This window comes from Mesorhizobium sp. M0478 (assembly GCF_040321305.1).
Classification (GTDB): Bacteria; Pseudomonadota; Alphaproteobacteria; order Rhizobiales; family Rhizobiaceae; genus Mesorhizobium.
In genome coordinates, this window is the sequence record NZ_JAMYRH010000003.1 from 163,913 (window position 1) to 185,726 (window position 21,814).

The window sequence follows — 21,814 nt, forward strand, 5'->3', positions numbered from 1 at the left end:
GATGGATCCCTCACCCGCCCGCCTTCACTTTCTCGAACATCTTCGCCACATCGTCGTTCTGCTTCATCGGGCCGGTGAAGATGGTGGTCTTCAGCATCACCTCCGGGTCCGCCGGCAATTGCAGCTTGTCCAGTTCGTCCTTCGCCACGCCGGCGAAGGCGGTGCTCAGCGAGCTGCCATAGCCGTAGGCCTGGATCAGGTACTTACCCGAGTCGGCGTCGAGCCGGCTGTTGATGAAGTCATAGGCGAGGTCGACGTTTTTGGCGTCCTTGAGCATGACGAAGCCGCAGGCCCAGGTCAGCATGCCCTCCTTCGGCTTCATGAACTCGACCGGCACGCCCTGCTTCTTCAGCGAGGTTGCCGACGCGTTCCAGGTCATGGCGGCGACCAGTTGGCCGCTGGCCAGCGCCTGTTCGACCGAGGTCATGTCGGTGGTGTAGTTGGAGAGCAGCGGACGCTGCTCGCGCAATTTTTCCGCCACCTTGTCCATCTGCTCCGGCGTCATATCGAAGGGGTTTACGCCGGCCAGAAGTGCTGCAACGATCGGCGTGTCATGCACGGCATCGATGGTCGCCATGCGGCCGGCATATTGCTTGTCCCACAGAAGGTTCCAGCTCGCTTCCGGGTTCTTCACCAGATCGGTGCGGTAGAGGATCGACGTGTTGCCCCAATCCCACGGCACCATCCAGACCTTGCCGTCGCCGGCCTGGATGTCGGGCAGGTTCTTGAACACCGGGAAGATCGAATCCCAGTTCTTGATGCGCTTGGTATCGATCGGCTGCAGTAGGCCTTCCTTGTTCCAGCGCGCCACCTTGTCGTAGCAGGGATGGGCGATATCGGGGCGGAAGCCGGCCTTGACCTTGGTGAAGGCATCGTCGTCGTCGCCGAAGATCGAGGCCTCGACGCCATCGGGATGGGCCGTCAGGAAGCTCTTGTTGAAGTCTGGCAGTTCATAGCCGGACCAGGTGAAATATTGCAGCTTGTCGGCGGCGAAGGCGACAGTCGACGACAGGACGATTGCAAGCGCGGCAAGCCCGGTGCGGGCTGTCTTTGCAGTGATCGATTTCGGGCCAGTGATCGATTTCAGCCCATTAATTGATTTCGGGTCGAATGCCATTTCGGTTCTCCTCTTTTGTTAGGGTTCAGGCTGGACTGGTGGGCGCCGTCCGACGGGCTGTGCTCAGCCCGCGATGGCGCAGGATTTCGGCGATGCCGGCGATGATGACGGACACAGCAAGGATAGCTGTCCCCAGCGCCATCACGGTCGGCAGCGAGCGAGGAAAACGCAGTTGGCTCCAGATGTAGAGCGGCAGCGTCGGCTCGGTGCCGGCGAGGAAGAAGACGACGATGAACTCGTCGAAGGAAATCAGAAAGGCCAGCATGAAGGCCGAGACGATGGCCGGCAGCGAGAGCGGCAACATCACCCGCCGGAAGGTCGTCCAGTCGGAAGCGCCGAGATCGAGTGCGGCCTCGCGAATGGTTTTCGGAATTGCGGCAAACCGGCTGCGCATGATCACCACGGTGGTCGGCAGCGCCACCAGTATGTGGCCGAGAACGATGGCGATGCGCGACGGGCCGAGGCCGATGAGATTGACGAGGATCAGCAACGATATGCCGACGATGACGCCGGGGATCAGGATCGGCAGCCTGGAGATGGCGCTGATGGTGGCGGCGAGCGGCGAACGACCGTAGAGGTCCATATAAGAGACGGTGATGCCGCAGAGCGTGGCGCCGGCGGCGGCCACGACGCCAATGACGAGACTGTTCAAAAGCGCGCCGGACAGCGCCGGATTGCCATAGAGCGTGGCATACCATTCGAGCGTGAAGCCCTGCAGCGGAAACGCGGCCTGGATGGAGTTGTTGAAGGAAAACAGCGGGATCAACAGCACCGGCAGATAGAGGAAGACGAGATAGGCAAGCACATAGACGCCGAGCCAGCCGCGGCCATCATCTCTCCGCGCCGCGCTCATGTGCGGCTGCCGAATTTGCGGTCGGCGCCGCGTGCGACCAGCACCACGCAGAGGATGACCAGCATCACGCAGACTGAAAGTGCCGCCCCGAACGGCCAGTCATTGGCCTTGCCGAACTGCGACTGGATCAATGTGCCGATCATGGTGCTGGCGGGACCGCCGACCATGGCCGGGGTGACATAGTCGCCGACCGTCGGCACAAAGACGACGAGGGCGGCCGCCAGAACGCCCGGCATCGAATTGGGCAAGACGACGCGGCGAAACGCCGTGAACGGTCTGGCGCCGAGATCGGAGGCGGCTTCGAGCAGTGATTTCGGGATGGTGTCCAGCGCCACATAGATCGGCAGGATGGCGAAGGGCGCATAGGCATGCGCCAGCGTGACGACCACCGCCGCCGGCGTGTTGAGGAAGGCCAGCGTCGGCTCCGACCAGATGCCGCTTTCGATCAGCGCCGAGTTCAAGACGCCGTTGTAGGCGAGCACGATCTTCCAGGCGAAGACGCGCAGGAGATAGCTGGTCCAGAACGGCAGGGTCACCAGAAACAAAAGCAGGCTGCGGCGGCGGCCGGCATAGAAAGCGAGATAGTAGGCGACGGGATAGGCGGTGACGACGGTCGCCAGCGTCACCAGGCCGGCGATCACCAGCGAGCGCAGCGTCACCGTCCAGTAGAGCGGATCGGAGACCACGGTGATGAAGTTGCCTGCCGTGAAGCCGGCGCCGAGCAGCGAACCGTCATTGCCGCGAAGTGAGAGGAAGAGCACAAGGCCAAGGGCAAACAGGATCAGGAACAAGGTGACCAGCCCGCCCGGCAGCAACATGGCGAAGCGGAAGCCTCGGGACGACCCTGCCGGCGCTTCTGTTGCAACGATGCTCGACATCGGACTGCTCAACGGAAATATGAAATCGGCTTAGCTTTTTTCATATTTGTGAAACTGTCAAGCTGAATCCACGAGGCCTAGGCGACCGGCACCCAATCAGCGCTCGAAGGCGTCGAGCATCCGGTACCAGGCGATGGTCGCGGCGACGCCGACCTGGCGGAAGGCGTGGAACGGGATCGGCCGGACCGGCGACAGCGGGAACGGCAATTGATTGACATCGCCGCCCGCGAGGTAGCCCGCCATGCGTTTTCCCAGCGCGGTCATCAGGCCGACGCCCCTGCCCTGGCAACCAACCACGGCGAGCAGGCCCTTTTCCGGCTCATGGATGTGCGGCAGGTGATCCGGTGTCATCGCCACGCGGCCGAACCAGCGCTTCTCGATGACGACATCGGAGAGCGCCGGATAGAGCCGCACCAGCGCGTGCTGCAGATGCGCCCAGTCGGCCTCGCTCCTCGGCCGCGCCATGCGGCCGCGGCCGCCAAGCACCAGATGGCCGTCGGCTGTTTTGCGGTAGTAGACGAGAATGCGCCTGGAGTCGGACACCGCCTGCCCTTCCGGCAGGATCGTCGCCGCAAGGTTGGATGACAGCGGCGCGGTCGCGACCTGGAAGGAATGCAGCGGCACGATCGTTTCCGCGAGGCCCGGAAGCAGTCCATCGGTATAGGCGTTCGTCGCCAGGACAACCGCTTTCGCCCGCACCTCGGCGCCGCTTTCGGTTGAGACACGCCAAAGGCCGGCCTCCTTGCGGAGTTTCACCACCTTCTGCCGCTCGGCAATGCTGGCGCCGGCGGCGGCGGCGATGCGCGCCAGTTCCACTGTATAGGCGAGCGGATCGATGATGCCGGCGCGGCGGTCGAGCCAGCCGCCGAGATAGCCTTGCGCGCCGGTCATATCGGCGATCTCGCTTTCATTCAGAAGCCGGACATCGGCGCCACGCGCCCGCCATTGACCATCCCTGTTCGCCGCCGCTTTCAATGCGGTTTCGGTATGCGCGGCCTGGATCCAGCCCTTGCGGGTGAGCGGCACCGCCAGCTTTTCGTCGCGGATGAGATCGAACACCGTATCCGCCGCCGAGGCGGCGAAATCGACCAGCGCTTGGCCACGCTCGGGGCCGAAATGCTCGAGCAGCCATTCGGGATCATATTTCAGGCCGGGAATGACCTGGCCGCCATTGAGGCCCGAGGCGCCCTGGCCGATCTCGCCAGCCTCCAGCACCTGTACACCGAGACCGAGCCGGGCTGCGTGCAAGGCGGTCGACAGGCCCATGAAGCCGCCGCCGACGATGGCAACGTCGACCGGCGCAGTGACGAGCAACTGGAAGGCGGATGCGGTCTGCGGCTTCTGCCAGATCGGAACGGAAAACGGTGTGGGCAAGGCTTCACCTGGAGTATGCGGAAAATGAAAATTCTAGTGCTAGTTTCATTTTTTTGAAAGAGCGGGCCTCATGTCAGAACCGACAATTGCCTGCGCCACGGGATAGACCTTTGGCGTGAATCCGGTGAAAGTGCCGCGGCCCAGCTGCCATCTCGATCATCAAAGGACCGTAAGCCATGACGAACCCAACGCAGCTTCCCGCCGACGGGCTCTTCATCGGCCGAGCCAGGGCAAGCGATGCCTCGCATCCTCTGGTGGTCACCGTGCGCGACGGGATCGTTTTCGACGTCACCTCGACCACCGCACCCACAGTGCGCGACATCTGCGAGATGGCCGATCCGGCCGGACACGTGCGCTCTGCCAAGGGCGAACCGATCGGCTCGCTCGACGCGATCGCCGCCAACAGTTTTCAGGCCACCCGCGATCCGGCAAAACCCTATCTGCTCTCGCCTGTCGACCTGCAGGCGGTGAAGGCGTCGGGCGTGACCTTCGTGGTCAGCCTGCTCGAACGCGTCATCGAGGAGCAGGCGCGCGGCTCGGCGGAAAAGGCCGACGCCATCCGCGCCGACATTGCCGGGCTGATCGGCCACGATCTGTCGAAGCTGAAGCCCGGCTCACCCGAAGCGATGGAGATCAAGGCCAAGCTCATCCAGCGCGGCGCCTGGTCGCAATATCTGGAAGTCGGCATCGGCCCCGACGCCGAGATCTTTACCAAATGCCAGCCGATGGCGTCCGTCGGCTTCGGCGCCGATGTCGGGCTGCATCCTGTCTCCACCTGGAACAACCCCGAGCCGGAGATCGCCATGATCGCCGCCAGCACCGGCAAGATCGTCGGCGCGACCATCGGCAACGACGTCAATCTGCGCGACGTCGAGGGACGCTCGGCGCTGCTGCTCGGCAAGGCCAAGGACAACAATGCCTCGGCCTCGCTTGGGCCCTTCATCCGGTTGTTCGACGCAAGCTTTTCCATCGACGATGTCAAGCGCGCCACGGTGCGGCTGAAGGTCGAGGGCGAGGACGGGTTTTCGCTGGAGGGCGCGAGCTCGATGGCCGAGATCAGCCGTTCGCCCGAAGAGCTGGTCGCGGCCGCCATGGGGCCGCACCACCAGTATCCCGACGGCTTGGCGCTTTATCTCGGCACCATGTTCGTGCCGTCGAAGGATCGCGGCGAGAAGGGCAAGGGATTCACCCACAAGATCGGCGACATCGTTACCATCTCGTCGGAGAAATTCGGCGCGCTGGTGAACCGCGTGCTTCTGTCGCCCGATTGCCCGCACTGGACCTACGGCGCCAGCCATCTCATGCGGGACCTCGCCAAGGCCGACCTGATCTGATTTCGGAGCAGCGGGACGAACGGATAGCCGATAAACGTTCCTATCCGGTCCCTGTAAGCCGTTTGTTAGCGGAATCCGGGTGACTGTATCGGAAATTCGCTCCAGGATCGGGGCGCGGTCTGTGGGGGCCGAATCGCATGCTCGGTTTGCCGATGATATCGGTGCGCAATCTCGCCATGCGTTATGGCGGCGTTGTCGCGCTCAGAGATATGAACCTGTCTGTCGGACAGGGGACCATCCATGCTGTCGTCGGTGAAAGCGGCGCCGGAAAGTCGACGCTGGTAAAGGTGCTTGCCGGCGTGCTCCGGCCCAACAGCGGCACCATCCGCGTCGGCGACCAGATGGTCACCGTCGACAGCCCGATCGCTGCACGCAAGCACAGCTTCGGCGTCGTCCACCAGGGGCTCGGCCTGTTTGCCGACCGCTCGGTGCTGGCCAATCTGTTCGTCAATCGCGAGCCGTTGCGCAATGGCTTCGTCTCCAGGCGCGAGATGGAGGCACGCAGCCGCACCTTGCTTCGGCAACTCAAGCTCGACGTCGATGTCCACGCTCCTGTGGGACAACTCGGCATGGGCGAACGGCATTATGTCGAACTCGGCCGCGCAATTCTGGAAGGCCCGAGGCTGCTGATCCTCGATGAACCGAATTCTGCGCTCGACCGGCGCCAGACCGAGCACCTGTTCACCGTACTAAGTGACCTCAAGGCCAAGGGCACGAGCGTGCTCTATGTCTCGCACCGGCTGGAGGATGTGTTTGCGATCGCAGACCAGGTCACCGTGATGCGCAACGGCCGTGACGTGCTGACAAGTGAGCGCTCGGCGTTGAGCGAAGCCGATGTGATCGACGCCATGATCGGCCAGCAGCGCGGCAGCCTGTTCCCGCCTGCACTGCCGGCCAATGCCAGCACGATAAGGCCGCGGATCACGGTGGAGGGTCTGAGCGGCGGCCGGATTTCCGGCGTCAGCTTCACCGCCCGCTCCGGCGAGATCCTCGGCTTGGCCGGGCTTGAGGGGTCAGGCGTTGAACACCTGTTCGAGATGCTGTTTGGCCTGCGCAAGGCGCAAAGCGGCAGGGTGCGGCTCCCCGACGGCTACGGCTTGCCTGGAAATCCGACCGAAGCGGCGCGGCGCGGCATCGGCCTGGTGCCGGCCAACCGCCTGTGCAACGGCCTGATGCCCGACCGGTCGCTGGCCTTCAACATAGGCAACATCGCTACCGGCGCCCGCAACTGGGGGTCGCGCCGCTACTCGCCCAAGGCCGCGCTCGCCGCCGCCGCAAGGCAGATCGATGCGCTGCGCATCAAGGGCCTGCCGGACGCGCCGGTGAATTCGCTGCTGGCCGGCGATCAGCAGAAGATCGTAATCGCCAAATGGCTGGAGACGGCGCCGCAAGTGCTGCTCCTAGACAATCCGGCTGGCGGTATCGAGGCGGCTGCCAAGCGCAAGATCTATGCGCTGATCCGGCAGATGGCAGCCAATGGCTGTATCGTTTTGCTGCGTTCGGTCGAGCCGTCCGAACTGACCAACCTCAGCAACCGCGTCCTTGTCTTCCACCGCGGCCGGGTCGCCGGCGAGCTGTCCGGCGCCGAGATGAAGCGAAGGACAGTGCTGCAACTGACCACCACCGGCGAGATGCCGGAGGCGGAGCGGCCGAAAAAGAAACTCGTGGGAGCCATGGCATGACACGATTGGATCCCATGCTACAGCTTGCCGGTTCGGCTGCCCACCCGAAGCGCAGCCTTCGCCTGCCCGTCGAACTCAGGCCGCTCATCGGGCTCGTTGTCCTTGTGGCGATTACAGGCTTTGCCCGGCCGGATTTCCTCGACGAGGCCAATGTGCTGTCGTTGCTGGAAACCGCTGCGTATCCCGGCATGCTGGCGATCGGCATGGTGTTCGTGCTCGCACTCCGCGAGATCGACCTTTCCGTCGGCTGGATATTCCATCTCGCGGCCCTTCTCACCGCATTCCTTCTGGCCGCCGGCATCGACCCGTGGCTTGCCGCCCTTGCCGGCGTGCTGCTCGGCGCCGGGCTCGGCCTCGTCAACGGCCTGCTGGTGGTGGCGCTGCGACTGCCGGCCATCGTCGTTACGCTGGGCACCTTTGCAATGTTCCGGGGCCTGGCGGCGGTGGCCGTCAAGATGCAAGCGACAGCTCCGGCCAGCCCAGGCGGCGACTTCTTTGAGATCGTTCACGGCAAGCTGTTCGGCCTTGTGCCGACGGCTGTCTTTGTCTTCGTCGCAATGGCGGTGGTGATGCACCTCGTGCTTCACCGCAGCCGCTTCGGCTACCGGATCCAGGCCGTCGGCAGCAATCCGCAGGCGGCGCTCTATGCCGGCATCCCGACAGGTGCTGTGCGGCTGCAGACGCTGGTGCTGATGGGCGTCGTCTCGGGGCTGGCGGGCGCGCTGTGGCTTGGCTCTCCCGTTACCGACGTCGACCAAGGCGGCGGTTTCGTGCTGATGGCGATTGCCGCGGCGATCATCGGCGGCACCTCGCTTTCCGGCGGGCGCGGCACCGTCTTCGGTGCGGTGATCGGCATGCTGATCGTCCAGGTCATCTTGAGCGGCGTGACCCTGTTCGGCATCGACGCCGCATGGAGCCCCTTCGTGATCGGCGCGGTGATGGTGCTGGCGCTCGCGCTCGACCGGCTGGCCAAGGTGCTGCCCAACCGCCAGGCCGAGCGCTTCCAGGAAAATCCGCGCGCCTGAGTTTAAGCCCCGCCTGCTTGCCGGGAAATATCTCTATCTCATGGTTGACGCAATTCCGGACGGAAAACCGTTTCACACTTTTCCTGGAATTGCCCTCTAACTGATGCGATCTGATGGGATCGATGATGGCGCGTTGCATCGCGCCACCATCCATTGGGCGGATAGAGGCTTGCCATCGGCCGCAAAAGAAGATGCTCTGCGCATCCGGGTCGGCGCTGGCAGGAGGAGAGGATCAAGGGCATGGCCCGGATCATCGCCGGACGTGGAGGTCGTTTTTCAACATGGGAGGAAAGCAAATGCTGACGAGGCTACGATTACTCGTGCTTGGCTTGATTGTGGCGCTGGCCGTTCCGGCGGCGGCACAGGCCAAGACGTTCTACTGGATTTCGCATGGCGGCCCGGCCGACCCGGTATGGACCTACTTCCTGGCCGGCGCCAAGCAATGGGCGAAGGACACCGGCAACACCGTCAACACTTCGTTCCACAATGGCGACGTTGCCTCGCAGCAGGAGGCCGTGCGCGCCGCGATCTCGGCAAAGGCCGACGGCATCGTCACCACCAGCCCCGATCCGGGCAGCCTGATCGAAATCGCCAAGGAAGCCAACACCGCCAAGATCCCGATCATCAACTTCAACACGCCCGATCCCAAGGCAAGCTTCGACGCCTATGTCGGCGGCGACAACGTCACCTTCGGCAAGCACTGGGCGCAATATCTGGTCGACAAGGGTCTGGTGAAGAAGGGCGACTTCGTCTGGATGCCGGTCGAAATCCCCGGCGCCACCTACGGCGTCCAGGAAGAGGAAGGCATCAAGAGCGTCTTCGAACCGCTGGGGATCACCTATGAGATCACCGAAGCGACGCTCGACCAGGCCGAAGCCATCAACCGCATGGTCGACTATCTCACCGCGAACAAGGCCAAGGTCAAGGCAATCATCGGCCTCGGCGATCTGGTCACCGGCTCGATCAAGCGGGTGTTCGACCAGGCCGGCATCAAGCCGGGCGAAATCCCGGTCGTCGGCTGGGGCAACTCGCTCGACACCACCCAGGAAGTGCTGACCGGCTACGTCAATGCCGGCCAGTGGCAGGACCCGCAGGCGACCAGCTACGTCGCGCTGTCGCTGGCCAACATGGCGGCGTCAGGCATTCCTCCGGGCTTCAACGTCATCACCGGCGCGCTCTATGAAAAGGACACCGCGCAGGTCTACGACGACATCCTGTCCGGCAAATAACCCAGACCTTCAACAGTCGCGGCCGCAGCCGCGGTCGCGACTGTCTTTCGCCGAGCCCTTCGCGTTGCGCGCTGGGCTCAGCCTTCCCCTTCCTGTCGCAGGTTATCAGTGGAAAACCGTTCGCTCATCCAACGCCAGATCGCGAGGCCGGAATTCGGGCCCTTCGTTCTGCTCATCGTCGAAATCGCGGTGTTCTGGAGCATCAACCACGATTTCCTGTCGCCGCAGAACATCTCCAACACGCTGGCCTTCACCGTCGAGCTCGGGCTGATCGCGCTGGCGATGACGCTGTTGATGACGTCGGGTGAATTCGATCTGTCGGTCGGCTCGCTGTTCGGCTTTTCGCCGGTGCTGATGTGGACGCTGTTCAACAGCGGCCTGACCTCGCTGGAGGTCGGCTTCCTCGCCGCGCTGCTGATCGCGGCCTTCATCGGCCTGGTCAATGGCTGGTTCGTCACGCAGCTGAAAATCCCATCCTTCCTGGTGACGCTCGGCATGCTGCTGGTGGTGCGCGGCACCGCGCTGTTCGTCACTGACGGCTTTCCGCAGCGGACGTGGAGCGCCGAGGGCAGCTGGCTGGCCGAAGCGCTGGTCGGTGATTTCTTCATCGGCCCGTTCCGCATCTACATGTCGCTCTTCTGGTTCATCGCGGCGGCCATCGCGCTGGGCTACGTGCTGACGCAAAGCCGGACCGGCAACTGGATCCAGGCAGCCGGCGGCAATCCAGGCGCCGCAAGGGCGCGCGGCGTCAACGTCAGCGGCGTCAAGATCGGCCTGTTCGTGCTGTCGTCGGTGATGGCTTCGCTTGCCGGCGTCATCTCGTCGCTGCGCACGTCGGCCGCCAACCCCAACAGCGGCACCGGCTACGAGCTCGAAGTCATCGCCATGGTGGTGATCGGCGGCACGGCGCTGACCGGTGGGCGCGGCACCATCATCGGCACCGTGCTCGGCATCCTCATCCTGCGCGTCATGCGCAACGGCATCGTGCTGATCGGCGTGCCCGGGCTGGCCTACAACATCTTCATCGGCGCCATCATCCTCGGCATGATGGCGCTGCACTCATGGCTGGAACGCCGGCATCAGGCAGGGACCTAGAACCATGGCTGAACCGCTCATCCGCATGTCCAACATCAAAAAGTCCTACGGGCGCGTGCAGGCGCTCGAAGACGCCAATTTTCATGTCAACGAAAGGGAGATCGTCGGCCTGCTCGGCGACAATGGCGCCGGCAAATCGACGCTGATCAAGGTGTTGTCGGGGGCGGTGCCGCTGACCAGCGGCGACATTTTCATCCGCGGCAAGAAGGTCAATCTGCGCAGCACCAGCGACGCCATCGCGCACGGCATCGAGACGATCTACCAGGATTCGGCACTGGTGACGCAGCTGTCGATCGCGCGCAACCTGTTCCTCGGCCGCGAGCCGATCAAACCGCCGCGCTTTTTGAACCGCATGGACCAGGAGGCGATGAACAATGTCGCCCGCGACCTGTTGAAACAGGTCGGCATCTCCAAGAACATCCCGCCGACGACGCCGATCGGCTCCCTGTCCGGCGGCGAGCGGCAGGCCGTCGCCATCGCGCGCGCCATGCACTTCGACAGCGACCTGATCATCCTCGACGAGCCGACCAACAATCTCGGCGTCGCCGAGACGCAAGGCGTGCTGAGCTTCGTGCGCAACGCGCGCGATTCCGGGCATTCCTGCATCTTCATCGCCCACAACATCCACCATGTCTTCCAGGTGGTTGACCGCATCGTCGTCATGCGCCGGGGCAAGGTGGTGGCCGACGACATCGACCCGAAGAAGACCAGCGTGGCCGAGGTCGAACGCATCATCACCGGGATGTCGGACAAGGAGATCCGCGACGCCATCATCGAAGGCGGGCCATCGCACGGCTGAACCGTCTTCGCGCCGTCTGGCACGGAAACGCATCCGCTCTAACTCGTTGTAGAGCATGACCTTTTGACAAAACGGTTCCCGTTTGTCCGAGAAAACCGGTTCCCACTTTTCGGGATCATGCTCTATGACTGCAGCCATGAAAGCCACCGTTGCCGACATAGCCAGGAGCTGCGGCCTGTCGACCGCGACCGTCGACCGGGTTCTGAACAACCGGGCCGGCGCGAGCGCCGCCAACCGCCAACGGGTGATGGAGGCGGCCAAGCAGCTCGGCTATTTGCCGGTGGTCGATCAGGTGACGCTGCCGTCGCGGCCGGCGCATCTTGAATTCTTCCTGCCGATCGGCGCCAACGGTTTCATGATCGACCTCGCCGGGCACATCGAGGACTATGCGGGACGCCTGCCGCTGGTCGCCTCGTGCCGGATCCACAATCTCGGCGGCATCTCGCCGGCAGCGCTGCAGGCGGCGGTTGAAAATCTGTCGCTGAAGGCCAATGGCGTCGGCGTCATTGCCGTCGATCATCCGCGAACGCGCAACATATTGCGCGATGTGGTCGAGGCAGGCATCCGCCTTGTCACGCTGGTCTCCGACGTTCCAGCCGCCCCGCGTTCGGCCTATGTCGGCATCGACAACCGGGTTGCCGGACGCACGGCGGCGCTGTTGATGGGGCGCTTCCTCAACGGCCGCCAGGGTCATCTGGCGATGGTCGTCGGCTCGCGTTCCTATCGCGGGCACGAGGAGCGCGAAATGGGTTTTCGGTCGGTGCTGACAGAGGAATTCCCCAATCTCACGGTCTCGAGTGCGGTCGAGATCAATGACGAACCCGAAGGCAGCTACACAGCAACGATGCAGGCGCTGCACAACGAGCCGGAACTGCTCGGCATCTATTGCGTCGGGGCCGGGCGCTCAGGTGTGGCGAGAGCGCTGCTCGAGGCCAAGCCAAAGAAGAAGCCGGTCTTCATCTGCCACGACCTGACCAAGGAAACGCGCGGCTATCTCGTCGACGACCTCGCCGATGTCGTCATCGACCAGAATGCGCGGCTGATCGCGGAGCAATCTGTGATCCGCCTGCTCGGCTCGATCGCGTCCGCCGCGCCCTACCTGACGAAGAAGTTCATCGAGCCACGGCTGATCTTCAAGGAAAACGTGCCGGTGCAGTGAAGTCGCGCCGTGGCGGTTTCTCCGATTTGTACGACAAGTCGGGGTAGATGCCGCAAATCTGCACAGCAGCCATGCAACTTTCATTGTTGCCGAATCATTGGGCAACCCGTACTCATCTGGGTGTCGGCCATCTACTCCTCCCAGATGCGATGCCGACGCTGAGCGCGGTGCACCTCCTCCCGCATCTCGTTCGAAATCGAGCCCGCTGCCACCTCCTCCCGGCAGCGGGCTTTTTTCATTCTCAAACGAATCTAAATTAGAGTTGACGGGCAAGTTCGGAGAATAGCCAAAAGCCCCGCCGGATGATGGGGACTCCTCAACTCCGAAAGCTGGAATTCAGCGCGCCCTGAAAGAGCTGATCAGGCCTTCAGCCATGCGCACGAACTGCGTGCTGGGGCCCTGGCAGCCCATGGTCTGCACGCTGACGCGCGCCCCTTCGAACAGCAGCGACAGCGTATCGGCCAGAAGCTCGGCCTGACCGATGCCCGCATCCCGGCACAGCGCAACGAGGCGATCGCGCTGAGCGCTCTTGAGCTCCTTGATCACGCTCCTGGCGGGATGGTCCGGCTCGGTCAATTCGGCGGCGGCATTGGCCATGTCGCAGCCGCGACCGTCAGCCGCCAGGCAAGCAGCGGCCATGCGAATCCAGGCATGCAACTGGGCGAGCTTGTCGCCGGGATGCTCAGCCTCGAATTGGTCCCACATCGCGGCGCCTTTAGCCGCCGACGCGCGCAGGCATTGGACGATCAGTTCGTCCTTCGACTCAAAATGACGGTAGAGCGTCATCTTGTTGGTGCCGGCGGCTTCCGTGATTGCGTCGACACCGACGCCCTTGATGCCATGCTTGTGAAACATGTCCTGCGCCGTCTCCAGGATTCGGTCCCGGGGGCGCACGCGATCGGTAATGCCGTCTGCCATCGCAGTCTCCTTGTCTCCCTAAAAATTCGGTTCACCTCTTGACTAGGGTGTTACCGGTCTGTAACTATCCGAATGTTACTTACTGGTAACACCTATGTGGCCTTCCGTCAATAACAAGGCCGTGAACTGGTCCTGCCAGATCACAAAGGGTGAAAATTGCAGGTCATGCGGCTCCGGCCGGTGAAGAGATGAAAACCGGTTCGCGATCGTCCGATGCGAATCGCTGGAATGGAGACGCTCCAATGTCGCAGCGCAAGGATTTGACCATCGATGAAGCCATCCGGGATCCGATGATCCGGCTGGTGATGAAAGCGGACCGCGTCAATCCGCGCGCCTTCGAAGCGATGCTGAGGACCGTTGCCGATGAGCAGGGCCTCAGCGGTGCGGCGCCGTCTTCGTATTTTTTGCAAGACCCGGGTTCGGTGCGCGGCCGGCGGCTGTCCCGGTCTGCCAATTCTTTTAAAGAGGCCGGTTCTTCTAAAGAGGTTTGCGTGTCGTGGTAAACTTTTTCATCCATCGTCCGATCTTCGCCTCGGCCATCGCCATCATCATGGTGCTCGCCGGGACGATTTGTTATTTCCTTTTGCCGGTTTCGCAGTTTCCCGACATCACGCCGCCGCAGGTCGTGGTCAGCGCCCATTATCCGGGCGCCAGCGCGCAAGTGGTCGCCGATACGGTGACGACGCCGCTGGAGCAGCAGATCAACGGCGTCGAAGGCATGACCTACATGTCGTCGTCGAGCTCCAATGACGGCTCCTCGACCATCACCATCACCTTCGATGTCGGCTATTCCCTGAGCACCGCGGCCGTCGACGTCCAGAACCGCGTCTCGCAAGCCGCCTCGTCGCTGCCGGCGATCGTCAACCAGGGTGGCGTGACGATCAAGAAGCAGAACCCGAATTTCGTCCTCATCGTCAATCTGACCTCGCCCGACAGTTCGGTCGATCCGGTGGCGCTGAGCAACCTCGCCTATCTGCAGGTCGTCGATCCGCTGAAGCGGCTGCCCGGCGTCGGCGACGTGCAGATCTTCGGCGAACGCCGCTATTCGATGCGCGTCTGGCTCGATCCGGACAAGCTCGCCAATCTCGGCATCACCGCTGTCGACGTCCAGAACGCCATCTCGGAACAGAACGTCCAGGTGGCGGCCGGCAAGATCGGCCAGTCGCCGGCGCCCGCCGGCACCGCCTTCGAGATGCAGGTCAACGCCGTCGGCCGCCTGAGCGACCCCAAGGAGTTCGGCGACATCGTCGTGCGCGCCAACACCGGCACGGGCTCGCTGGTGCGGCTGCGCGACGTCGCCCGCATCGAGCTCGGCGCGCTGCAATATTCGTCGTCGGCCTTCTTCGGCAAGGACCCGACGGTGGTGCTGGCCGTCTACCAGATGCCCGGTTCCAACGCGCTCGATCTGCAGCAGCACGTCAAGGACAAGATGCAGGAACTGTCGGCCCGTTTCCCCAAGGGCGTCAGCTACGCCATGCACTACGACACCACGCGCTTCGTGTCGGCATCGATGCATGACGTCCTGATCACGCTTGGCGAAGCGCTGGTGCTGGTCGTGGCCGTGGTGTTCATCTTCCTGCAGAGCTGGCGCACGACGATCATCCCGACCATCGCCATTCCGGTGTCGCTGGTGGCGACGATGGTGGTCATGGAAATGATGGGCTTCTCGCTCAACATGCTCTCCCTACTCGGCATGGTGCTGGCCATCGGCCTCGTCGTCGACGACGCCATCGTGGTGGTCGAGAATGTCGAGCGACAATTGGAGGCGGGCCTCAAACCGCTGGCGGCGACCAAGGCCGCGATGGCCGAGGTCACCGGACCAATCATCGCCACCACCGCAGTGCTGATGGCCGTCTTCGTGCCCGTCGCCTTCATTCCCGGCGTCTCCGGCAAGCTCTACAATCAATTCGCGCTGACGGTGGCGATTTCGGTCGGCATATCCGCCTTCAACTCGCTGACGCTCAGCCCCGCGCTGAGTGCCGCCTTCCTGCGCCATCGCGGCGAGACGCAGTTCGCCCCGTTCCGCTGGTTCAACACGGGCTTCGACAGACTGTCGCATGCCTATGCGCACGGCGTGCGTATCCTCATCCGGCTGCGCTGGATCATGCTCGGCCTGTTCGCGGCCGGCCTGGTGGCCACCTACTTCGTCTGGCAGAAGCTGCCCTCGACCTTCCTTCCGGTCGAGGACCAGGGTTACTTCTTCGTCGTCATCCAGCTGCCTGACGGCGCCTCGCTGGAGCGCACCGACGCGGTGGCCCAGAAGGCGCGCGACATATTGCAGGCTACGCCCGGGGTCGAGATTGTCGGTTCGATCAGCGGCCTGAACTTCCTGACCAGTGCGGCGCAGTCGAACTCGGCTGTCGAGTTCGCCATCCTGAAGCCATGGGAAGAGCGCGGCCCCGACCAGAGCGCGTCGAAGCTCGTAGCCGACGTGCGCGGCAAGCTGATGCAGATTCCGGAAGCCTTCGCGCTGTCCTTCGATCCGCCTTCGATCCCGGGTATCGGCACCACGGGCGGCTTCGAATTCGTCGTCGAGGATCTCACCGGGCGCGGCAGTTCAGCCCTCAACGACGCGACGCAAGCCGTGATCGCCGAGGCGCGCAAGCAGCCGGAAATCAACCCGCAGCAGCTGTTCTCGCCGTTCTCGACCTCGACGCCGCAGTTCAACTACGACCTCGACCGCAGCAAGGCCAAACTGCTCGGCCTCAACCTGCCCGACGTCTTCAACACGCTGCAGATCTATCTCGGCTCGCTCTACGTCAACGACTTCAACCTGTTCGGCCGCACCTTCCGGGTGACCATCCAGGCCGACAAGGATGCACGTGCCGACGCAGGCGACCTTTCGCGGCTCTATGTGCGCAACGCCTCCGGCGGCATGGTGCCGCTGAGCACACTGGGCAAACTGGTGCCGTTCGTCGGCCCGGAAACCGTGCCGCACTACAACAACAACGCCTCGGCCACGATCAATGGCGGCGCAGCCCCCGGCTTCTCGTCGGGCCAGGCGGTTGCCGCGATGGAACGGGCCGCCGCCACCGCTTTGCCCAGGGATTTCGGTTTCGAATGGACCGGGATCACCTTCCAGGAGCTCAAGGCAGGATCGATCGCGTCGGTCGTCTTCGGCCTCGCCATCGTCTTCGTCTTCCTGATCCTGGCGATGCAGTATGAGAGCTGGGCGATGCCGTTCATGGTGCTGCTGGCGGTGCCACTGGCCCTGTTCGGCGCCTTCGCAGCCCTGTTCCTGCGCGGCATGCAGATCGACGTCTACTCGCAGATCGGCTTCGTCATGCTGATTGGCCTCGCCGCCAAGAACGCGATCCTGATCGTCGAGTTTGCAAGGCGGCGGCGCGAGGAGGGACTGAGCATTGTCGACGCGGCGATGGAAGCTGCGCGGCTGAGGCTGCGGCCGATCCTGATGACGGCCTTCGCCTTCATCCTCGGCGTGCTGCCGCTGATGTTTGCGACGGGTGCGGGTGCGGCAAGCCGGCAGTCGATCGGCACCACCGTGTTTGGCGGCATGGTCGCGGCGACCATCCTGTCGCTGGTGTTCGTGCCGGTCTTCTACGCGGTCATCGAACAGCTGCGCGAAGGCCGCGTGCGCAGCGAACCGAACGCTGCTCATGACCAGGACAATAATGAACCGACTGCCGAACCAGCGCCGATGCGCCTGGCCGAAGCAGCCGAATAGAATTGGAGACCAAAATGCGTAAATGGAAAATAGCTTTGGGAACGGCCGTCGCCCTGGGAGCGATCTCGGTGGCAAGCGTCCACTTCCTCGACATGGGCAATCTCAGCCTCAATGCCGGCACGGCGGCAGCGACGGCAGCACCTGCGGCATTCGTAATGCCGGTGCCGGTGACGAGCGTGGTCAAGAAGACGATCCCGATCTATCTCGACTACGCCGCCCGCATCGAGGCGATCCGCAGCGTCACCTTGCAGGCCCGCGTGCCCGGCTATCTGCAGGAGCAGACGGCTAAGGACGGCGCGGATGTGCGCCAGGGTGATCTGCTCTACAAGATCTCGCCCGACGACTTCAAGGCGGCTCTCGACCAGGCCAAGGCCGAAGTGCAGCGCGACCAGGCGAGCCTCGACTATGCGCGCTCCAATCTCGGCCGCGGCTCCGAACTCGCCAAGAGCGGCTATCTGGCCAAGGATGGGTTCGACCAGCGTACGAGCACCTTGCGCCAGGCCGAAGCGTCGCTTGCCGTCAACCAGGCGGCGGTGCGCACGGCCGAGCTCAATTTGAGCTACGCCGAAATCCACGCTCCGTTTGCCGGCCGCGTCGGCCGCAACCAGGCTTCGGTCGGCACGCTGGTCAGCGTCGCCGGTACGGTGCTGAACACGCTGGTGCAGCTCGACCCGATCTACGTCACCTTCAATCCGAGCGAGACGGACCTGGCCGAAATCGAACGGGCCCGGGCCGCCGGCCCGATCGAGGTCGAGGTGCTGCTGCCCGGCGAGACCGAAGCCAGCCAGAAGGGCGAACTCACCTTCATCGACAACACGGTCGACCACTCGACCGGCACGATTACGGCGCGCGCCACCATCGGCAATGCGAAGTTCTCGCTGCTGCCGGGCCAGTATGTCCGCGTGCGGCTGCACATCAAGCAGCTGCCCGACGCGCTGATGGTGCCGCAGGTGGCGCTGGGTTCGAGCCAGCTCGGCAAATATGTCTATGTCGTCGGCAAGGGCAACACGGTCGACCAGCGCATCGTCTCGCTTGGCGCGACCAGCGGCGATCTTGTGGCGGTCCTCAGCGGCGTTGCCGAAGGCGACCAGGTGATAACGGGCAATCTGCAGAAGATCGGACCAGGAATGCCGATCTCGCCGTTGCCCCAGGAGAAACCGGCCAGCTGATAACCCCCATCAGCCCCGGTCCTGCGGCGCCTTCGGCTTCCACGCCGAGGGCGCCGTTTTTTTATGGAGCGCCGCACGCCGTTTTTGGAGTAACCGCAAGGCACAAGAATCCGGAACAATCATCTTGTAGGATTGTCGACAATCTGCTTGTCTGGTTTCCGGCTCTCACTGGAGTGACGGAATGGCCAAGCTGGACTTCAGTCCGATCGCGGATACGACACGCCGGGCCGAGATCGTCGCGCTGTTGCGGCGGGCGATCCTGACCGGCCAGCTGGAACCCGGCCAAAAGCTCAACGAGCTGAGGATCGCCGAGCAGATGAGGGTCAGCCGTGCGCCGTTGCGCGAGGCGATGCGCGAGCTGGTGCAGGAAGGCATCCTGACCAGCATTCCCTATGCCGGCACCTTCGTCATCGATGTCACCGCCAAAGATATCGACGACGCCTATTCGCTGAACAAGGTGCTCGATGAATTCGCCATCGAGCGGACATGGAAGCTGCGCGACCAGCGCTTCTTCGACGAACTCGACCGCCGGCACGAGGCAGGGAAGCAGGCGACGCGCGCGCGCGACACCACCCGCCAGATCGAAGCCGCGCTGCAATTGCACGGGCTGATCTATGAATGGGCCGACAATTCGGTGCTGCTGGAAACCTGGCAGCGGCTGACCAGCCGGCTGCAGATGTATTTTGCCCTGCACCAGCGGGCCCGCAACGAGCCGGTGCCGGCCGAAGATCTCCACGAGACCTATGTGCGGTTCTTGAAGGGCGCCGACATGCGCGCTGCCCAGCGCCATGCGCGCGAGCATATCGACCTCGATTTCGAAGAGCTGCTTGCCTATGCGCGTGGCCTCGAGCAGCGGAACATCGAAGGGCTGACCCTCCTCAACACCTAGAGACAACGGACAGACAAGTGCAGATCAAATCCATCAAGGCCTATCGCGTCGTGCAGCCCTTCGTGGACGGGCCTTACCGCATGTCCAAGGGGCGTGTGGCCGACTGTTTCGACGCGGTGATCGTCGCCATCACCTCCGACAGCGGCGTGACCGGCTGGGGCGAGATGGCGCCGCTCGGCAATTTCTATTCGGCCGCGTTTCCGGCGGGAACGCGCGCGGGCGTGGTCGAGATCGCGCCGCACCTGATCGGCCAGGACCCGCGTGCTCTCGCCGGCATCGGCCGGCTGATGGATACGGTGTTCAAGGGCCATCCCTACATCAAGTCGGCGCTCGACATGGCCTGCTGGGATCTGGCCGCCCGCGCCGCCGACGTGCCGCTTGTGACCATGCTTGGCGGCCGCGAGAGCGACATGGCGGAGACCTACCGCGTCGTCACCCACGGCACGCTCGACCAGATGGCGGCACTGGCCAAAAGGATCATCGCGGAAGGCTGCCGCCGGCTGCAGGTCAAGGTCGGCGGCAATGTGCATGAAGACATCGAGCGGGTGAGCGCAGTCGCTTCGGCCGTGCCGAAAGGCACGGTGATTTTCTGCGACGCCAATGCCGGCTGGACACCCTACCAGGCGCGGCAGTTCGCCGACGCCACGCGCGGCATCGACTACACGTTCGAGCAGCCCTGCACGTCGATTGAGGAGAACATGTCGGTGCGCCGCATGCTCGACAAGCCGATGGTGCTGGACGAGAGCGTCATCTCGCTCGAGGCGATGCTGGAAATCCACCGCCTGGGCGCCGCCGACGGGCTGACGCTGAAGATCTCGCGGCTTGGCGGCGTAACCAGGACAAGGCAAATCCGCGACGTCGCCGTCGATCTCGGTTTCATGATCACCGTCGAGGATACGGGCGGCGCCGAGATCGACACGGCGGCGATGGCACATCTGTCGCTGTCGACGCCGGAAGAACGCCGGCTGCACGCCATCGCCTTCCATGAGTGGGTGACGGTGCGCACGGCCTCCAACGCGCCACCGGTCACCGGCAGCCACATGGGCATTCCCGACGGGCCCGGCCTCGGCGTCGATGTCGTGCCCGACCTGCTCGGCAAGCCTTTCCTAGAGATCGGCTGAGATCAAGCGCAGCATGAAGCTGTCACCCCACGAATCCTCCGTGGGAGATTTGGCCCTGCAGCCATTCTCCGATTTGCGGTTGAAATATTTTTCAAATGGAAATAGGAATGTTCAAAATGATGATTTGACGCTGCGGCGCGTCATGACTGGAGGAAGCGATATGGCCCATCCGCAATTTGCAGCGGAACTTCTGCAGCGCGCTGAAGCCCAAGGGCCTATCACCATCGGTCTCGCCGGCGCCGGGCAGATGGGCACCGACATCGTCGTCCAGGTGGCGCTGATGCCGGGCATGCGGATCGGTGCCATTTCCGAGGTGCGCCCGCAAGCGGCGATCGATGCCGCACTGCTCGCCGGCCATGACCGCTCCGACATCGTCCAGGCTGCGACCGCCTCTGCCATCGACCGCGCCATCGAGGCCGGCAAGATCGCTGTCACCGAAGATCTGCATGCGCTGGCCGCGGCCGGCCGCATTGATGTCATCATCGACGCGACAGGCAATCCCAACATCGGCACGCTGTTTGCGCTCGAAGTGATGAAGAACGGCAAGCACATCGTTATGCTCAATGTCGAGGCGGACATTACGATCGGCCGCTTCCTCAAGGAGGAAGCGCGCAAGGCCGGCGTGGTCTACACCGGTGCGGCCGGCGACGAACCCGCCTGCACGCTGGAGATCATCGGCTTCGCCAAGAGCCTCGGCTTCAACATCATCGCCGCCGGCAAGGGCAAAAACAACCCGCTCAAGATCGACGCCATGCCCGCCGACTACGAGAAGGAAGCGGCCGAGCGCAATATGAATGCGCGCATGCTGGTCGAGTTCGTCGACGGTTCCAAGACGGCGATCGAGATGGTGGCTATCGCCAACGCCACCGGGCTGGTGCCCGACGTGCCGGGCATGCACGGCCCGACGGCGACGCTGGAGGAACTGGCCAGCGTGCTTTGCCCGCGCGAGGATGGCGGCGTGCTGCACCGCAAGGGCGTGGTCGACTATTCCATCGGCAAGGGCGTGGCGCCCGGCGTGTTCTGCATCATCGAAACGAGGCATCCGCGCGTGCTGGAGCGCATGGTCGACCTCAAGGTCGGCAAGGGCCCCTATTTCACGATCTACCGTCCCTATCACCTGACAAGCCTTGAAGTGCCACTGTCGGCGGCGCGCGCCGTGGTCTACAAACGCGCCGACATGGAGCCCCTCGACCATCCGGTCGCCGAAGCGGTGGCGGTGGCCAAGAGCGATCTCTGCGCGGGCCAATCGCTCGGCATGATCGGCGAGAACGACTATCGCGGCTTCGCCATGACCTGGGAGGACGCCCGCGCCAAGGGCGCGCTGCCGCTCGGGATTGCCGAACGCGCCAAGGTGGTCAAGCCGGTCAAGACCGGCGACTTCCTCACCTATGAAAATTGTGTACCCGACGATTCGATGGTGATAACGCAGATACGCCGCCGTCTCGACCAGTCGGACGGACAGTTTGTGACCAACGCCGCCTGAACCT

At 63.6% G+C, this 21,814-nt stretch carries 18 protein-coding genes; 13 read left to right on the top strand and 5 right to left on the bottom strand.

The window, feature by feature from the left end:
* Positions 1–10: 10 nt before the first annotated feature.
* From NKI64_RS08770 to NKI64_RS08785, 4 genes are all read right to left on the bottom strand, one after another.
* A complete protein-coding gene (locus tag NKI64_RS08770) occupies positions 11–1,117 on the bottom strand; it encodes an ABC transporter substrate-binding protein (RefSeq protein ID WP_352667590.1) in 1,107 nt (368 codons plus the stop codon).
* Between the two features lie 25 nt (positions 1,118–1,142).
* Complete coding sequence (locus NKI64_RS08775; RefSeq protein WP_023709184.1) at positions 1,143–1,970, bottom strand: ABC transporter permease; 828 nt, start codon at positions 1,968–1,970, stop codon at positions 1,143–1,145.
* Positions 1,967–2,848: an ABC transporter permease gene (locus NKI64_RS08780; protein WP_023747934.1), complete on the bottom strand. Its 882-nt coding sequence runs from the start codon at positions 2,846–2,848 to the stop codon at positions 1,967–1,969. Before NKI64_RS08780 ends, NKI64_RS08775 begins: the two co-directional genes overlap by 4 nt.
* Before the next feature lie 96 nt (positions 2,849–2,944).
* On the bottom strand, positions 2,945–4,222 hold the full coding sequence (locus NKI64_RS08785) for an NAD(P)/FAD-dependent oxidoreductase (RefSeq protein WP_352667593.1): 1,278 nt from the start codon (positions 4,220–4,222) through the stop codon (positions 2,945–2,947).
* Positions 4,223–4,398: 176 nt separating this feature from the next.
* Between NKI64_RS08785 and NKI64_RS08790 the strand changes: the two genes are divergently transcribed.
* From NKI64_RS08790 to NKI64_RS08820, 7 genes are all read left to right on the top strand, one after another.
* Entirely contained in the window at positions 4,399–5,556 is a 1,158-nt protein-coding gene (locus NKI64_RS08790; protein WP_023668510.1) for a fumarylacetoacetate hydrolase family protein, read from the top strand.
* Between the two features lie 137 nt (positions 5,557–5,693).
* A complete protein-coding gene (locus NKI64_RS08795; protein WP_352667596.1) occupies positions 5,694–7,238 on the top strand; it encodes a sugar ABC transporter ATP-binding protein in 1,545 nt (514 codons plus the stop codon).
* Positions 7,235–8,263, top strand: coding sequence for an ABC transporter permease (locus tag NKI64_RS08800; RefSeq protein WP_198022180.1), 1,029 nt, complete (start codon positions 7,235–7,237; stop codon positions 8,261–8,263). The genes NKI64_RS08795 and NKI64_RS08800 overlap by 4 nt, the downstream gene beginning before the upstream one ends.
* 296 nt (positions 8,264–8,559) lie before the next feature.
* Positions 8,560–9,492 carry a substrate-binding domain-containing protein gene (locus NKI64_RS08805; protein WP_023687083.1) on the top strand — a complete coding sequence of 311 codons (933 nt, stop codon included), beginning with the start codon at positions 8,560–8,562 and terminating at the stop codon, positions 9,490–9,492.
* Between the two features lie 108 nt (positions 9,493–9,600).
* Positions 9,601–10,587, top strand: coding sequence for an ABC transporter permease (locus tag NKI64_RS08810; protein WP_023696604.1), 987 nt, complete (start codon positions 9,601–9,603; stop codon positions 10,585–10,587).
* A gap of 4 nt (positions 10,588–10,591) precedes the next feature.
* The gene (locus NKI64_RS08815) at positions 10,592–11,386 is read left to right on the top strand and encodes an ATP-binding cassette domain-containing protein (protein WP_023668515.1); all 795 of its coding nucleotides are present in this window, start codon (positions 10,592–10,594) and stop codon (positions 11,384–11,386) included.
* A gap of 136 nt (positions 11,387–11,522) precedes the next feature.
* Positions 11,523–12,545 carry a LacI family DNA-binding transcriptional regulator gene (locus tag NKI64_RS08820; protein WP_023668516.1) on the top strand — a complete coding sequence of 341 codons (1,023 nt, stop codon included), beginning with the start codon at positions 11,523–11,525 and terminating at the stop codon, positions 12,543–12,545.
* Positions 12,546–12,881: 336 nt separating this feature from the next.
* On the opposite strand, the gene NKI64_RS08825 is transcribed toward NKI64_RS08820, so the two are convergent.
* Positions 12,882–13,463 carry a TetR/AcrR family transcriptional regulator gene (locus tag NKI64_RS08825; protein WP_023668517.1) on the bottom strand — a complete coding sequence of 194 codons (582 nt, stop codon included), beginning with the start codon at positions 13,461–13,463 and terminating at the stop codon, positions 12,882–12,884.
* A 242-nt stretch (positions 13,464–13,705) separates the two neighbouring features.
* Here NKI64_RS08825 and NKI64_RS08830 point away from each other — a divergent pair, with 242 nt between their 5' ends.
* The 6 genes from NKI64_RS08830 (at position 13,706) to NKI64_RS08855 (ending at position 21,810) form a co-directional block, all read left to right on the top strand.
* Positions 13,706–13,966 (top strand): hypothetical protein, encoded by a 261-nt coding sequence (locus NKI64_RS08830; protein ID WP_023692134.1) that lies wholly within the window; start codon positions 13,706–13,708, stop codon positions 13,964–13,966.
* Entirely contained in the window at positions 13,960–17,148 is a 3,189-nt protein-coding gene (locus NKI64_RS08835; RefSeq protein ID WP_023687080.1) for an efflux RND transporter permease subunit, read from the top strand. Before NKI64_RS08830 ends, NKI64_RS08835 begins: the two co-directional genes overlap by 7 nt.
* Positions 17,149–17,162: 14 nt before the next feature.
* Positions 17,163–18,317 carry an efflux RND transporter periplasmic adaptor subunit gene (locus NKI64_RS08840; protein WP_023692135.1) on the top strand — a complete coding sequence of 385 codons (1,155 nt, stop codon included), beginning with the start codon at positions 17,163–17,165 and terminating at the stop codon, positions 18,315–18,317.
* Between the two features lie 181 nt (positions 18,318–18,498).
* The gene (locus NKI64_RS08845) at positions 18,499–19,206 is read left to right on the top strand and encodes a GntR family transcriptional regulator (protein WP_352652892.1); all 708 of its coding nucleotides are present in this window, start codon (positions 18,499–18,501) and stop codon (positions 19,204–19,206) included.
* Positions 19,207–19,223: 17 nt separating this feature from the next.
* Complete coding sequence (locus NKI64_RS08850) at positions 19,224–20,327, top strand: mandelate racemase/muconate lactonizing enzyme family protein (protein ID WP_023754063.1); 1,104 nt, start codon at positions 19,224–19,226, stop codon at positions 20,325–20,327.
* 160 nt (positions 20,328–20,487) lie between these two features.
* A complete protein-coding gene (locus tag NKI64_RS08855; protein ID WP_023735609.1) occupies positions 20,488–21,810 on the top strand; it encodes an NAD(P)H-dependent oxidoreductase in 1,323 nt (440 codons plus the stop codon).
* Positions 21,811–21,814 lie beyond the last annotated feature (4 nt).